Raw genomic sequence first — 15,718 nt, 5'->3', positions numbered from 1 at the left:
TGGTGTCATTTTCGCCGCCTCTTTTTAATAAAGCCCGGCCCATGCTTCCAACCGGAAAGGAAGATGGGCTTTTTTTGCATTTCCGGCAAAAGCCCGTTTATGTAATTTAATATTTCAAAAGAAAGTTCAATAAACTCAATAAAAATTCTATTAAATTTTATCGCCAATCCATTTATAGTGAAATTGTAAAAATGTAATATATTTCTATTATATGATTTTTAAGGAGGTTGATCGGCCGTAAAAGTTTATTCGAAGATTTGATCTCCGGTTGATTCCATTCAGAGGTTAAACGAAAGGAGAGGTGAAAGTAATACAAAAGAATACTGCACAGTATCAAAATATTTTTGAGAATCCGATTATATGGGCGGATGTGCCCGATCCCGATGCAATCAGAATTGGAAACGCTTACTATATGACGAGCACAACAATGCACATGAACCCGGGTGTGCCGATCATGAAATCGTATGATCTCGTCAATTGGGAAATTGTGAACTATGTTTACGATACACTGGGGGATTTGGACGCGCAAGCTTTACGGAATGGCCAAAATGAGTATGGCAAGGGCTCGTGGGCCAGCAGTCTTCGATATCATAACGGCACCTATTATGCAGTTTTTTCATCCAGCATAGCGGGGAAGACCTTCATCTACCGGACGCAAGATATCGAAAACGGTCCGTGGACAAGCTCCACGATCGGTTTTTACCATGATATGTCTTTGCTGTTTGACGATGATGGGAGAGTGTACCTCGTTCATGGGAGCGGAGATATTCGCCTTACCGAACTCACCTCGGATGCCGCCGCCGTCAAACCGGGCGGGTTAAATCAGGTCATTATCCCCAACGCCAGTTTGGCAGCGGGTCCTAACGTAGGCCTTCCGGCCGAGGGGGCGCATATTCAAAAAATCAACGGCAAGTATTACGTCTTCCTGATCACCTGGCCGCAGGGAGCCGGCCGCACCCAATTGGTGTTTAGAGCCGATCGTATTACAGGTCCTTATGAAGGGCGGGTCGCTTTGGACTATGCCGGTATAGCTCAAGGCGGAATCGTGGATACGCCGGACGGAAAATGGTATGGCCTGTTATTTCAGGATCATGGCTCCGTAGGACGCATTCCCTTCATTGTCCCTATCACCTGGCAAAACAACTGGCCGGTATTCGGCGTAAACGGCCAAGTCCCTACGCAGATGCAAAAGCCGGTCGCCGGCGTGAATTCGAATGAATGGTTTGTGGCCTCCGATGAATTCAATCAGTCCCGGCTTTCGCTGGTATGGCAGTGGAATCACAATCCCGACAACAATCTTTGGTCGCTTACGGCGCGTTCAGGATATCTGAGACTGACGACCGGAAGAACCAGCACAAGTATTTTGGATGCCCGTAACTCGCTGACGCAAAGAACCGTTGGTCCGGAAAGCTCCGGACGGATCGCAATAGACGTAAGCCGCATGAAAAACGGCGATTATGCGGGGCTTGCGGCGCTTCAAAAGAACTACGGGCTTGTTGGCGTCAAAATGTCCGGCAATTCCAAATCGGTCGTGATGGTTAACGGCAGTTCGGCAACGCCGATGGAAGTGGCCAGCGTGCCGCTTATACAGAACAATGTATATTTAAAAGTGGAAATGGACTTCAAAAACAAAACCGATAAAGCCTATTTTTATTACAGTCTGGACGGCAACCGGTGGACGGCGATCGGCAACAGGCTGCAGATGAGCTACACCATACCGCATTTCATGGGTTATCGGTTTGCCATCTTTAATTATGCGACTCAATCGGCCGGCGGATACGTGTATGTCGATTATTTCCGAATCGAAAACCGGATGACGGGAACGGAGTGATCATCCGGAGAATCCCCCGTGCAAAGCGGCTCGATTTCCAAAATTCATTATTGGGAGGCGATTTTATGTATTTGTTAAAGTCAAAATTTGTGCATGTATTGACCGCTTTGGTCATGGTGGTATCTTTGCTGGTGTTTTCCTCGCCGCAAATCGCGAATGCCGGGCTTGTGTCAGGCTCCAAATTTTTAGGCAACATTATCGCTGGCTATGTACCCTCCAATTTTGCTGCTTATTGGAACCAAGTCACACCTGAGAACTCCACAAAATGGGGTTCCGTCGAAGGTGTACGCGGTTCCATGAACTGGTCGCAAGCGGATATGGCCTACAACTACGCCAAGGCCAATGGCTTACCGTTCAAATTCCATACGCTCGTATGGGGAAACCAAGAGCCGGTGTGGATTTCCGGGCTGCCGGCTGCGAATCAAAAGGCGGAAGTTACCGAATGGATTCAAGCGGCCGGTCAAAAATACCGCAACGCGGAATTCGTCGACGTTGTGAACGAACCGCTGCACGCCAAGCCTTCTTACCGGAATGCGATCGGCGGCGACGGCTCTACGGGATGGGATTGGGTCATCTGGTCGTTCGAGCAAGCGAGAAAGGCGTTCCCGAATTCCAAACTATTGATTAACGAATACGGCATAATCAGCGATCCGAATGCGGCGCGGCAATACGTTCAGATCATAAACTTGCTGAAGGCCAGAGGTTTGATCGACGGCATCGGCATTCAATGTCATTATTTCAATATGAATACCGTTTCCGTAAGCACGATGAACAGCGTTCTCGGCACGCTGTCTGCTACCGGGCTGCCAATCTACGTCTCGGAGTTGGATATAACGGGCGACGACGGAACTCAATTGCAAAGATACCAGCAAAAGTTTCCGGTGCTGTGGGAACACCCGAACGTGAAAGGCATCACGCTCTGGGGGTATATTCAAGGACAAACATGGGAGGACGGCTCTCAACTTATCACCAGCTCGGGCGCCGAACGTCCGGCCATGAAATGGTTGAAGGGTTATCTTGCCGGAAGACGATAACGGTACGGCGGGTCATAACTGGAGATTCAACGTTTATTAGGTAACTCATGCAAAGAGGGGAATGAAATGAAAAAAAGCAGTCGAATGAAAGCTTTATTATTGGCCTTTGTCATACTGTGGGCGGGAGTGTTGAACGGACAGGTTGCACAGGCGGAAACAGCGGCCATCGCTAAAACTCCGGGCAACTCCAACCCATTAATGGATCACAAGCTTGGGGCCGATCCATCCGCGCTGGTCTATAACGGCAGAGTCTATATTTATATGTCAAGCGACGCTTACGAATATGACAGTAACGGAAAGATCAAGGCCAACTCGTTCAGCAATTTAAATAAGGTGCATCTGATCTCATCCGACGATATGGTGAATTGGACGGATCACGGGGCTATTCCGGTGGCCGGGTCAGGCGGCATCGCCAAATGGGCGTCGGGTTCTTGGGCACCGGCCGCAGCGCACAAAAAAATAAATGGCCAGGATAAGTTTTTCCTTTATTTTGCCAATAGCGCTGGAGGGATCGGCGTACTCACGGCGGATAGTCCGATCGGACCGTGGACGGATCCGCTGGGAAAAGCGCTGGTTTCCTGGAGTACCCCGGGAGTCAGCGGCGTTGTTTGGTTATTTGATCCGGCTGTGCTGGTAGATGATAACGGCTCCGGCTACTTATATTTTGGCGGGGGAATTCCTGGCGGTGATAATCCAACTCAAAATCAATGGGCAAGTCCCAAGACGGCCCGCGTCATCAAATTAAGCAGCGATATGATTCATATCGAAGGCAATGCGCAATTGATTGACGCCCCCTTCTTTTTCGAGGATTCAGGGATCCATAAGTATAACGGAAAATACTATTATTCCTATTGCTCCAACTTTGGCGGAAATCATCCGGCGGGCAGCCCGCCTCCCGGTGAAATCGCCTATATGGTGAGCAACAACCCCATGGGGCCGTATACTTACGTGAAATCCATCTTGAGGAATCCGGCTGTGTTCTTCGGTGTCGGGGGCAATAATCACCACACCATTTTTAGCTTTAATAATAAGTGGTATATTACCTACCATGCCCAAACCGTCAGCAAAGCCCTTTTAGGTGACGGCATGGGGTACCGTTCCCCGCATATCAATGAACTGACGTATAGCGGGAATGAAATCGTACCGGTTCAGGGCACGATGCAGGGTGTTTCGCAAACAAAGCATCTGAATCCGTATCAAAGAACCGAGGCGGAAACCATCGGGTGGAACGGCGGCATTCTGACCGAAGTTTCCCAAGCGCCGGGCGGCATGGTGCCAAGCGTAAATATGAATGTAACCGATATCCACAACGGGGACTGGGTTGCAGTGGGGAACGCCGATTTCGGATCAACCGGCGCAACATCGTTTAAAGCTAACGTCGCGTCAACGGTGGTAGGACAAATCGAAATTCGCCTCGACAGTCCGAAGGGCCAGGTGATCGGCACGCTTAATGTCACTCCTACAGGGGGGAACCAGGTTTGGAGATTGCAAGAAACGAATGTTAATCGTGTGACAGGGGTTCATAATATTTACTTTATGTTTAAAGGCGCCAGCGGCCAGTGTCTGTTCAACTTCGATTATTGGCAGTTTGCGACTTCTTCCGGTGGGGAGACGCCGGTTGAAAACGGCCGCGTATATAAGCTTCAGAACGTACACAGCAACATGGTGGTCGGCATTACCAATATGTCCACGGCCAACGGCGGGCAGGCGGTCCAATGGGATGACAACGGTACGGCGGATCATGAATGGCGGTTTGAGCGCTTAGACAGCGGTTATTACAAGCTGACGAATATCCACAGCGGCAAAGTGCTGGGTATAGAAAACATGTCCACGGCCAGAGGAGCTTCCGCCGTACAGTGGGACGACAATGGCACGGCCGATCATGAATGGCAGCTCGCGCCGCTGGGCGATGGCAGCTACAAATTGGTCAACCGCCACAGCGGTATGGTGCTCGGCGTGGACGGCATGTCCAGGGAAGCAGGCGCAAAAATCGTGCAATGGGACGATAACGGCACCGCAGACCATAACTGGAGATTCATGTTGGTCAGGTAACGAATAAGAAATGGCGGTGCAGGGATAACTCCCTTGCACCGCCATTTCTTTGCTTTTTACATGTTTTTTATAACCGATTGCGGTTCCGGTACAGCAAAATCATAAAAAACGGGGCCCCGATCGCGGCCGTTAAAACGCCGGCGGGGACGTCCCGGGGCAAAAAAGCGGTGCGGGCGATCAGATCGGCAATGAGCAGGATCAAAGCGCCCAGCAGCGCGCTGATCGGGAGCACGCCGGAAAAGGACGGCCCCGCCAGTTTGCGGGCCATATGCGGCGCCATCAGGCCGATAAAGGCGATTGCGCCGCCGATGGCCACGGCGGAACCGGCGAGCGAAACGCTTAGGGCGATCAGCAGCAGACGCTGCAGCTGCACGCGGGCGCCGACGCTCGTGGCGATATCATCGCCGAGGGCCTGGATGTTGACCTGGCGGGCTTGCAGCCAGGTGAGGGCCAGCAATACAGCCGTCCAAGGCAACAGTGTCAGCACGTCATTTTCCCACGACACGCCATAGATACTGCCGGTCATGAATGTGAGCGATTGGCTGGCCAATTGCAAAGGACCGGAGATGATCAGCATGAACGACAGCGATTTAATGGCGGCGGACACGCCGATCCCGATCAGGATGATCCTCAAGGGAGACACGCCCTTTTTCCAGGCCAGCACATACAGTAACGCCGTGACGAGAAATGCACCGCCGATCGCGGCAAGCGGCATCCAGTGAATCGAAATGCTGCCTTGAAACAAGAAAATGAACAAGACCGCGCCCAGCGAAGCACCCTCGGTGATTCCGGCCACATCGGGCGAGGCGAGCGGGTTGCGGATGACGCCCTGCAGAATAGCCCCGGCCACCGCCAAAGACGCGCCGACCAGCACGGCGATGATGATCCGCGGCAGCCGGATTTTTTGCACGATGACCTGATTTCCCGGGTCGGCCATGCCAAATAAGGATTTGATGACGGTAAGGGGAGGGATGTATTTGCTGCTGATGCCAACGCTGATGACCATAACCGCCAGACATAATACGGACAACAATAGGCAGATCCAAACCGTTCTTTTTTTCTTCGCCAGCAGGGTCGATTTGGCGTCCGAGACCTGAAGCTTGCCGGGTTTGGCCATCAGTTTTTCACCCCTTTCCTTGCGATGTATACGAAGAACGGTACCCCGAGCAGCGCGGTCATGACCCCGACCGGAACTTCCTTGGGCATGGCGATGTACCTTGAGCCGATGTCGGCCGACACCAAGAGCAAGGCCCCGAACAAGGCGCAGTAAGGCAAGATCCAGCGGTAATCCGCGCCTATGAAATAGCGGACGATATGCGGGATAATGATCCCGACAAACGCGATCGGACCGGCTACCGCAACCGACCCTCCGGCGAGCAGAATCACGGCCGCCGTAGCCAAAGTTTTAATTCGGCCCGTGCGTTGGCCGAGCCCTTGCGCTACGGTATCTCCCATTGCCAGGATATTCAGCTGTCCGGACAGAAGGAGAGCGATAACCATCCCGGCCCCCATATAAGGAAGAACGGCAACGAGTTGGTCCATTCCCCGTCCCGCAACGGATCCGACCAGCCAGACGAGCACCTGATCGAACATTTTGCCGTCGGAGAGCATCAGTCCCTGCGTGAGCGAGTAGAAAAAAGCGGTCATCGAAGCGCCGGCAAGCGTGATTTTGAGCGGCGTCATGCCGTCACGTCCGATGCTTCCGAGCAAAAACACGACCATTCCGCTTAAGGCCGCTCCGGTCAAAGCAACCCAGGTAAGGGGCTGCATGCCCGATATGCCCAGCCACCCGGTCGCCAGGATAATGAAGAAGGCCGCGCCGGAGTTAACGCCAAGCGTGCTCGGCGAAGCGATCGGGTTGCGGGTGACGACCTGCATCAGCGCTCCCGCAACCGCGAGGCAAGCGCCGACAGCGGCGGCGATAAAGGCCCGCGGTACCCGGGCCGTCTGAATGAGCAGATGCTCGTTGCTGCCGTTTGGGCGGACAAACGATTCCCACACGGTACCGAAAGGGATGTCCGTCACGCCGAAGCTGATGCTGCAAACGAGGGCTGCGGCCAGGGCAAATAGCGAAATCAATAAGCCGAAACCTTTCATGAGGCAAATTCCCACTTTCCAGTTCAAGAAAATAATATCCATTAAATATTAGAAGATGCGGTGCGGACTGTCAATGATTATGAGAATCATTCTTAATGGATTGACAAGAGGTCTGACATGCTTTATAGTTTTGAACATCGTGGTGAAGATGATAATCATTATCACCTATAACAAGTACTTTGCAGACATATTTTTAAGGGGGATCATTAATGAGCTTTACTCGTAATCACATCATCCGAAAACGCGCCGTATGGTGGGGGCTCGCCATTTTGGCGCTCATGCTGGCGCTGAGCGGATGCGGAAGCAATCAAAGCCAAGGAGCTTCCGATAATACCACCAAAGCGTCAAACGGGACGCCTTCCGCGGAGAATGGTAACTCTAGCGGTAATACGGCCGCCGGCGCTGTCCGTACCGTTAAACATGCGATGGGAGAGACGAAAATAGAAGGTACGCCGAAGCGGGTCGTCGTTTTGACCAATGAAGGCACGGAAGCGCTGCTTGCTCTGGGAGTTAAACCGGTCGGCGCCGTCCGCTCCTGGACGGGGGAACCATGGTATGCGCATATTAAAGACGAGATGGACGGGGTTGAAGTAGTTGGCGAGGAGAGCCAGCCGAATCTGGAATTGATCGCCGGACTGCAGCCTGATTTGATCATCGGGAACAAGATGCGCCAGGAGAAAGTTTACGAGCAACTAAATGCGATCGCGCCTACGGTGATGTCCGAAGACCTGCGCGGCAACTGGATGGACAACTTCAAGCTGTACGCCGAAGCGCTTGGAATGACCGACAAAGGCGACGAACTGCTGGCCGCCTTCGAAGCGCGGATCGAAGACTTTAAAGCCAAAGCCGGCGATAAGCTGAAAGAAACGGTATCAGTGGTCCGGTTCATGGACGGCAAAACCCGCGTATATCACACGAACACGTTCTCCGGAATTATTTTTGAGCAGCTTGGCATCGCAAGAAATGAAATGACGAAAAACGCCAAAGATACGTTCGTCGATGAAATTACGAAAGAACGGCTGTCCGAAGCGGATGCCGACCGGTTGTTCTACTTTACTTACGACATAGGCGACGGCAAAGCCAATCAGACCGAAACTGACTGGACGAACGATCCGCTGTGGAAAAACCTGAACGCGGTGAAAAACGGCAAAGCCTATAAAGTGGACGACGCCATCTGGAATACTGCCGGCGGCATCAAAGCGGCAAATCTGATGCTTGACCAGCTGTCCGAGATATACGGGCTTGAAAAGTAACTTAAATATTTAAAGGCTGCACAGCAAGAGGCCGTTTCCAACCATGGGAACCGGCCTCTTTTGATTTCACGCTGGGGAATCGCTAGCTGTCGCGGAAATCAGGGAAAATGTTTTCGGCGTTATTTCGCCGTCCGGGCGAACCTCCCCAAGATTTCCGTGGACTGCACCACGTTCATGAATGCCTGCGGGTCGGTTTCGGCCACCGCTTTGCGGACGGCGGCCAGTTCGTATCGCGTCGTTACCGTCATGAGCATATAATTTTTCTCTTCGCTGTACCCGCCCTCCGAGTGGATGCACGTGATGCCGTGATGCAGCTGGCGCAAGCGGCAAAGCATTTTCTCTTTTTGCTTGGTGATGATAAAGCAGGTCACCTTGATATGTCCGACATGGATCATGTCGACGACCTTGCCTTTGACGAAGGTCGACAGCATGGAGTAGAGGGCCAGGTCCCAGCTCTGCAGAAATCCGAGCGCCACGATCACGATGCCGTTCAAGAGGAACAAAATGTTGCCCATGGCCACGTCATGTTTACGGGTAACGATCGATCCGAGAATATCGAAGCCGCCGGTCGAGCCGCCTACGCGCAGCGAAAAGCCGATGCCCGCCGCCGAGATGATCCCTCCGCACACGGCGCCGAGAATCGGGTCGTTGGTCACCTGGATCTGCGGGATGATCGCCATAAACCACGTCGTGCTCGCGACGGAAATACAGCTTAAAATGATGTACCGCCGCCCGACCGCTTTCCAGCCCCAGGCGATAAGAGGGACATTCAGCAGAAAGTACAGAATCGATATATTCCAGTCCGTAAAATAACCGATAAAGGAGGCAACGCCTGTCAGCCCGCCGGACAGCAGCTTGTGGGGGATCAGAAACAAATTAAGCCCGGCGGCGACGAGCAGCGCGGAAACGAGGATGATTCCCACTTCCTGAGCCGGTTTTAAGGCGGCTTTGACCGGTTTGGGGATGATCGGAACATATTGATTCAAGTTCATGTCTAACCCTTCTTTTCTTTAAAGGTTGTGCAAAAAGTCATCTTTCCATGACGGAGCAGTTCATGATGTGGACTCGGCATCGAGATATTTTGATAAAAAAATGTTATCGGATTAAATTATCATTTTTATCACTCATAAGGACTATGATCTGCGTCACGAAAAACAATGTTCAATAATATGTCATTCCGTTTTTGCCGGGCGGTTATACGTTTTTTCCATGATTTATTTTGCCTCGTCTTTCTGTGCTTTTGAGGATCCGGGCCGGGCTTATTTTAAAAGCATGGTTTATATATGGTCGTCCGGCATGGGAAAAGCTGAATCGGGGCATGTTATGGATAATTCTTGATTGAAAGAAAGGGATATCCATGGTAAAAAGAAGAGGAAACGGTCCGGCGGCGGAGGGCGCCAATGAAGCGGACCTGAAGCAGTTCAAAGCGGAGGTTATGCGGCGCGAAGGTTACCCTGTCGATCCGCAGCATCCGGACGACGTGAAATACGAGGTGGCCGAATCGCTTGGCGTGCCGCTAAAGGAAGGCGATAACGGGGATTTGACCTCGGAGGAGGCCGGTAAAATCGGCGGCGCCATCGGCGGCTCGATGGTCCGGGAAATGATCCGTTTGGCCAAGCAGAAGCTGAGCGATTCGCAGCGGTAAGCGTATTATGGCTGGGGCGAACTTGAAGGCATCGCCGGCGTTTCGCCCCGGTCAACATGGTGATCGATTGGAGGAAAAGGCCATGAACGAGCTCGATCGGCTGGAAGCATGCTTATCGGAATGGGTGGAAACGAGCCGGCTGGAAAGCGCAAAGGGGACTGTGGCCACGTACATTCCCGAATTGTCGAAATCGCCCAAGCATCTGCTGGGAATTCATCTGATCGATGCGGGAGGAAGATCCGTAAGCGCTGGAGATGCCCAGGCTCCGTTTACGATGCAGAGCATCTCTAAGGTGTTTACGTTGATCCTTGCGTTGATGGATCATGGGAAAGAAGCGGTTTTTTCCAAGGTGGGCATGGAGCCTACGGGCGACAACTTCAATTCGATCATGAAGCTCGAGCTGGTGCAGCCGGCGATTCCGTTTAACCCGCTGATCAACGCGGGGGCGATCGTGGTGTCTTCGATGATCAAAGGCGACGGCGCGTTGAACAAATCGGCCCGCATCCTGGAGTTTTTTCGCGAGTTGGCCGGGAATCCCGCGCTGGATTACAATTTGGAGGTGTACCGGTCGGAGGCGGCGACGGGCCATCTGAACCGCTCGATGGCTTATTTTTTGCTGGATAAAGGGACGCTGGGCTGCGATGTGGAACAGGTGTTGGAGGTTTACTTCCGCCACTGCTCGATCGAGGTAACTTGCGCCGATTTGGCCCGTATGGCGTTGGTGCTGGCGGAGGACGGGACGGACCCGATTACCGGCAAGGAGCTGATTCCCCGGCGCTTTGTGCAGATCGCCAAAACGTTTATGGTGACGTGCGGAATGTACAACGGCTCGGGCGAGTTCGCGATCGGAGCGGGACTGCCGGCCAAAAGCGGCGTATCGGGCGGGATTTTGTCCCTGGTGCCCGGGCGCTGGGGCATCGGCGTGGTAGGACCGGCGCTAAACCCGAAAGGAAACAGTATCGCGGGCGTCCATTTGCTGGAGCGGCTGTCGCACGAGTTTAACTGGAGCATTTTTTAAGAGGATAAGAATTTATGATGCGGTTCATTTCCGGTCAAAAGCTGCTTTTTATCGAATAGCCTCATAAGAGATGTACGCCTGATCCATATTTTCGAGGAATTTTATAACAAATCGTGCATTGTTCTCATATCCTCTTCCATTTGAACTAGCTACTATAGAGATGTAAACAAGTTACTCAGAAGCGAATGGGAGGGGTTCATCCATGTTGAAATGGAAGCGTTTACTGGTTTCGCTGATGGCGCTTTCCCTCGTCGGGATGCTTGCGGCATGCGGCGGCGGTGGAAAGCCGGGCGGGGCCAACGGAGAAACGGCCGGTGCGGGGAACGCATCGGGAGCGGGAGGAGACGGACAAATCAAGCTGCGCATGATGTGGTGGGGATCTCAAGAACGGCATGAAGCCACGCTGGCCGCACTGGAACTGTACACGAAAAACCATCCGAACATTACGTTTGAGCCGGAATATTCCGGGATGGACGGCTATTTGGACAAATTGTCGACACAGGCGGCCGCCAAAAACGCGCCGGACATCATCCAGCTGGACCCGGGCTGGGCTCCGGACTGGGCCGGACGCAATCAATTGTCACCGCTGGATTCGGTGGACGTTGCGAAGATCGATCCGAAGCTGCTGGCCGGCGGACAGAAGGACGGAACGCAGTACGCCGTGCCGCTTGGTTCCGTTGCTTTCGGGTTGATTTACGACAAAGCGGCGCTGGATAAGCTGGGCATCAAAAACCCGGAAAACGGCTGGACTTGGGACGAATTCTTTGCCTTGGCCAAAGAATTCAAAGGCAAGCTGCCCAGCGGCCAATATTTCACCAAGGATTACGCGGCCAACTATTTTATGTATTCGGCATACCAATACAGCAAAGGTAAAGGCACGGTCATTTCGGATGACGGCAAATTCAATGTCGACCAGGAATCGTTCCTGGAGTGGACGAAGCGGTTCGAGGAACTGCGCAAGGAAGGGCTGGTGCCGCCGGCCGATGTGAATTCCTCGGATAAAGAATTCGATCCGCAAATGGACTTGATGGTGGCCGGAAAAATCCTCTTCCGCTACAGCTTCTCCAACAACTATGGCGCATGGGACAGTCTCAAGCCGGGCGCGTATGCGCTGGTGACGATGCCGCGGGCCGAAGAAGCGGGCGGATGGCTGAAGCCGTCGATGTACCTGGCCGTTTCGGAAAACTCCAAGTATAAGGAAGAAGCCGAGAAATTCATCGACTGGTTTGTCAATGATCCGGAAGCCGCCGCGATCCTGAAAACTTCGCGCGGGCTGCCGGTAAACAAGGACAACGCGGCGGCGCTGGAAGAGAGTATGAGCGAAGTTGACAAGGTCGGTATGGGGCTGCTGCGCGCCACGGAGCAGGACGGGCAGACCTGGACGGCCGGCCCGGGCGGCTGGACCAACTATATCGACAAGGATTGGCCGCTCGTTCACGATCAGCTGAGCTTTAACAAAATCACGCCGGAAGAAGCCTTTGAACAGCTGAAGGAAGCTGCGCTGGCTTACGAGTGATACTGTACATGTTGGGCTAGCCCGGAACGAAATTTTGGTTCCGGGCCTGGCATGTTCCAGGAGAGGGAGGGTTGCCATGGCTATACGGATTCGGGATGTGATCGGCAAATTGACGGAGGAAGGCGGGGCGCTTGGCGAGGAGTCAGTCGACAAACTGGAAACGGGGGATTTCTTGGGCGAAGTCGAGGCGATAGCGACAGCGTTTATGGCGTCGCAGCAGGTGATCGAGCGGGCGGTGGCCTTGGGGGTGAACCTGCTGATCACGCATGAAGGGTTGTTTTACAGCCATCGCCCGGGCAAGCAGCCAGCGGCTAATGACCCGGTCGTCCGGCAAAAACGGCGGCTGATCGAGGAGTCGGGGATCGCGGTTTACCGTTTCCATGACGGCATACACCGCTATGAGCCGGACGGGATAATGGCGGGGTTCGTGGAAGAGGCCGGCTGGGAAGCTTACGTCAAGGAATATCAGCCCGCGGCAGCCATATTGGAGCTTCCCCCGACCCCGCTAGCCGATATCGCGCAGCATTTAAGAACCAAGCTGGAGGCGCCGTTTGTCCGCTTTGTCGGCGACGCCCGGACGGTGTGCTCGCGCGTCGGGCTGCTCGTAGGCTACCGGGGCGGCGGAGAGCTGGCGATTCCGCTGTTTGCCGAGCGCGGTGTGGACCTGATCGTAGCCGGGGAAGGTCCGGAATGGGAGACGCCGGAATACGTGCGGGATGCGGCGCATCAGGGGCTGAACCGGGCGCTGCTCGTGCTGGGCCACGGGCCGAGCGAAGCCCCGGGCATGAAATACCTCGCCAAGCGTCTTCAGGCTGCTTTTCCGTCCGTGCCCGTGCATTTTGTGGCGGATCAGCCGCTTTTTCAAATCATAGGATAGGAGGAGTTTTACGTGAGTAACAATCCGGCGTTGTCGGAACCTACCGGTTATGAAGCTTGGCTCGGTTATCGCCGGGCAGCCTCGGGAAGCCGGGTTGAGGAATATGCCGCCTATACAAGCATTCTCGTTGAAGCCAAGGATGACATCCTGCAAAATGCCGCCGCCGAACTTGTCCGGGGGATGGAGGGGATCGCGGGCTCCGCGCCTCAAATTGCTGATGGAGCAGGAGATCAAGCCTCCATCGTGCTGGGCGTATTTGGACGCGGCGGCGCGGTGGACCAAGCGTTTGCGGACGCCGGGGATCTGCGCTTGGGCGCGGAAGGATATGCGATCCGCTCCGTTTCCGGCGGAAAGCGGATCGTCATTGGGGCGGAGGCGTCCGCCGGCGTATTGTACGGCGTGTTCCATTTGCTGCGGCTCATGGGCACAGGCGCCGCCATCGGCGGTCTGAATATCCGGGAGCGTCCCGCGGGGAGGCTGCGCATGATCAACCAGTGGGACAATATCGACGGCTCGATCGAACGCGGTTATGCCGGGGATTCGATCTTTTACGCGGGCGGCAAAATCACCGCGGATTTGGGGCGAATTCGCGATTACGCCAGGCTTCTGGCATCCGTCGGGGTGAACGCGCTAGCGATCAACAACGTAAATGTGCACCGTCTGGAAACGATGCTGATCACGGAGGCGTATCTGCCGGAGGTGGCCGGGCTTGCCGGGATCTTCCGCGGTTACGGGATCAAGCTGTTCCTCAGCGTCAATTACGCGGCGCCGTTGGAGATCGGCGGCCTGTCAACGGCGGACCCGTTAGATCCCGAGGTTCGGCGGTGGTGGCGTTACAGGGCGGCGGAGATTAACCGGTATATCCCCGATTTCGGCGGTTTTCTCGTCAAAGCCGACTCGGAGAACCGGCCCGGGCCGTTCACTTACGGCCGCGATCACGCGGACGGCGCCAATATGCTGGCCGAAGCGCTGGAGCCGTATGGAGGCGTTGTCATTTGGCGCTGCTTCGTGTACAACTGCAAGCAGGATTGGCGCGACCGGAAGACGGACCGGGCCCGGGCGGCGTACGATCATTTTGTGCCGCTGGACGGCCGTTTCCATGAAAACGTCATCCTGCAGGTGAAAAACGGGCCGATCGACTTTCAGGTACGGGAGCCCGTGTCGCCGCTCCTCGGCGCAATGCCGGCCACGAACCAGATGATCGAGTTTCAGATTACCCAGGAATATACCGGACAGCAGCGGCATGTGTGCTATTTGGTGCCGCAATGGAAGGAAGTGCTGGAATTTGATACGTATTTGCAGGGGAAGGACACGCCCGTGAGGCGCATCGTCGACGGTTCGGCGCACGGGAACCGGTATGGCGGCTTCGCGGCCGTGTCCAACATCGGGGACGACGCCAACTGGACCGGACATTTGCTGGCTCAGGCCAATCTGTACGGATACGGCCGGCTCGCCTGGAATCCGGAGCTGACTGCGGAGGAAATCGCCGAGGAGTGGATCCGCCTGACGTTTGGGGACGACGAGCGCACGGTTCGGACGATTCTCGGCATCCTGCTTGATTCTCTTAGTATTTACGAATCCTATACGGCGCCGCTCGGCATCGGGTTTATGGTCAATCCCGGCCATCATTACGGACCCAACGTCGACGGCTATGAGTATTCAATGTGGGGGACGTACCATTTTGCCGATTGCCATGGGGTTGGCGTGGACCGGACCCAAGCGACGGGAACGGGGTATACGGCCCAATACGCCGAGCCTAATTTTAGGCGCTACGAATCTTTGGAGAGCTGCCCGGATGAACTGCTGCTGTTTTTCCATCACGTCCCTTACACCCATGTCCTCCATTCCGGCAAAACGGTCATCCAGCATATCTACGACACGCATTTCGCAGGCGCGGAGCGCGCCGCCCGGCTGCAAGAAGCCTGGTCCAGCCTGGCCGGCCTGATCCCCGATTCGCTGTACAAGCAGGTTGCGGACCGGCTGGACGAGCAGGCGGAACATGCTAAGGAATGGCGGGATCAGATCAACACGTATTTCTACCGCAAAAGCGGGATCCCCGACGAACGGGGCAGACGGATTTATTAATCGGGATGACGGATTGCCGTCGGCGGCTTCATGAATATCATTTACGGACTTATTTCGGAGGGGTGGGGAGCCATTCCTCTTTTTTTCGTTGGCGCGTTTTGTATGGCTCTCATTGGAATTATCCAATAGAATTTCAGAATGTTAACTTCCGCTGCTGGTTAGATTGGATTTTTCCAACAGATTGGAGCGAAATTCGCTAAAAGTGCCGGACTGGAGCTAATCTATTGGATTTTTCCAACGTGGGGAACAAGGGTTAAGCCGGCAAAAGAGCAAGCAGTTAAAAAAAATTGAAACTAAACCGTCCAGACGG

The 15,718-nt window shown here is 54.2% G+C and carries 12 protein-coding genes; 9 read left to right on the top strand and 3 right to left on the bottom strand.

Annotated features, from left to right (window positions below):
• Positions 1–301 precede the first annotated feature (301 nt).
• The 3 genes from NYE69_RS20685 to NYE69_RS20675 all read left to right on the top strand — a co-directional run bounded on the left by NYE69_RS20685 (position 302) and on the right by NYE69_RS20675 (position 4,917).
• Positions 302–1,831, top strand: a complete 1,530-nt coding sequence (locus tag NYE69_RS20685) for a glycoside hydrolase family 43 protein (protein WP_340927693.1) — start codon at positions 302–304, stop codon at positions 1,829–1,831.
• Positions 1,832–1,944: 113 nt separating this feature from the next.
• Positions 1,945–2,865: an endo-1,4-beta-xylanase gene (locus NYE69_RS20680; RefSeq protein ID WP_340930465.1), complete on the top strand. Its 921-nt coding sequence runs from the start codon at positions 1,945–1,947 to the stop codon at positions 2,863–2,865.
• Between the two features lie 66 nt (positions 2,866–2,931).
• Positions 2,932–4,917 carry an RICIN domain-containing protein gene (locus NYE69_RS20675; protein ID WP_445744783.1) on the top strand — a complete coding sequence of 662 codons (1,986 nt, stop codon included), beginning with the start codon at positions 2,932–2,934 and terminating at the stop codon, positions 4,915–4,917.
• Positions 4,918–4,984: 67 nt separating this feature from the next.
• Here NYE69_RS20675 and NYE69_RS20670 read toward each other — a convergent pair whose 3' ends face one another.
• Together NYE69_RS20670 and NYE69_RS20665 are read right to left on the bottom strand one after the other, a co-directional pair.
• Positions 4,985–6,034: a FecCD family ABC transporter permease gene (locus NYE69_RS20670; protein ID WP_326043706.1), complete on the bottom strand. Its 1,050-nt coding sequence runs from the start codon at positions 6,032–6,034 to the stop codon at positions 4,985–4,987.
• Entirely contained in the window at positions 6,034–7,014 is a 981-nt protein-coding gene (locus tag NYE69_RS20665; protein WP_340927691.1) for a FecCD family ABC transporter permease, read from the bottom strand. The genes NYE69_RS20670 and NYE69_RS20665 overlap by 1 nt, the downstream gene beginning before the upstream one ends.
• Positions 7,015–7,223: 209 nt before the next feature.
• On the opposite strand from NYE69_RS20665, the gene NYE69_RS20660 reads away from it, so the two are divergent.
• Entirely contained in the window at positions 7,224–8,267 is a 1,044-nt protein-coding gene (locus tag NYE69_RS20660) for an ABC transporter substrate-binding protein (protein WP_340927690.1), read from the top strand.
• A gap of 119 nt (positions 8,268–8,386) precedes the next feature.
• Here NYE69_RS20660 and NYE69_RS20655 read toward each other — a convergent pair whose 3' ends face one another.
• Complete coding sequence (locus tag NYE69_RS20655) at positions 8,387–9,259, bottom strand: YitT family protein (RefSeq protein WP_051985418.1); 873 nt, start codon at positions 9,257–9,259, stop codon at positions 8,387–8,389.
• 365 nt (positions 9,260–9,624) lie between these two features.
• Here NYE69_RS20655 and NYE69_RS20650 point away from each other — a divergent pair, with 365 nt between their 5' ends.
• The 5 genes from NYE69_RS20650 to NYE69_RS20630 all read left to right on the top strand — a co-directional run bounded on the left by NYE69_RS20650 (position 9,625) and on the right by NYE69_RS20630 (position 15,408).
• Positions 9,625–9,912 carry a small, acid-soluble spore protein, alpha/beta type gene (locus NYE69_RS20650; RefSeq protein WP_174719594.1) on the top strand — a complete coding sequence of 96 codons (288 nt, stop codon included), beginning with the start codon at positions 9,625–9,627 and terminating at the stop codon, positions 9,910–9,912.
• Between the two features lie 82 nt (positions 9,913–9,994).
• Positions 9,995–10,930: a glutaminase A gene (glsA, locus tag NYE69_RS20645; protein WP_340927688.1), complete on the top strand. Its 936-nt coding sequence runs from the start codon at positions 9,995–9,997 to the stop codon at positions 10,928–10,930.
• A 202-nt stretch (positions 10,931–11,132) separates the two neighbouring features.
• Entirely contained in the window at positions 11,133–12,446 is a 1,314-nt protein-coding gene (locus NYE69_RS20640; RefSeq protein ID WP_340927687.1) for an ABC transporter substrate-binding protein, read from the top strand.
• Positions 12,447–12,522: 76 nt separating this feature from the next.
• Positions 12,523–13,323, top strand: coding sequence for a Nif3-like dinuclear metal center hexameric protein (locus NYE69_RS20635; protein WP_340927686.1), 801 nt, complete (start codon positions 12,523–12,525; stop codon positions 13,321–13,323).
• Positions 13,324–13,335: 12 nt separating this feature from the next.
• The gene (locus tag NYE69_RS20630) at positions 13,336–15,408 is read left to right on the top strand and encodes an alpha-glucuronidase family glycosyl hydrolase (RefSeq protein WP_340927683.1); all 2,073 of its coding nucleotides are present in this window, start codon (positions 13,336–13,338) and stop codon (positions 15,406–15,408) included.
• The last annotated feature ends 310 nt before the right edge of the window (positions 15,409–15,718 follow it).

The organism is Paenibacillus sp. FSL R5-0527 (assembly GCF_038008055.1).
Taxonomy (GTDB): domain Bacteria; phylum Bacillota; class Bacilli; order Paenibacillales; family Paenibacillaceae; genus Fontibacillus; species Fontibacillus macerans.
This window is presented reverse-complemented; position numbering and strand designations above follow the sequence as displayed.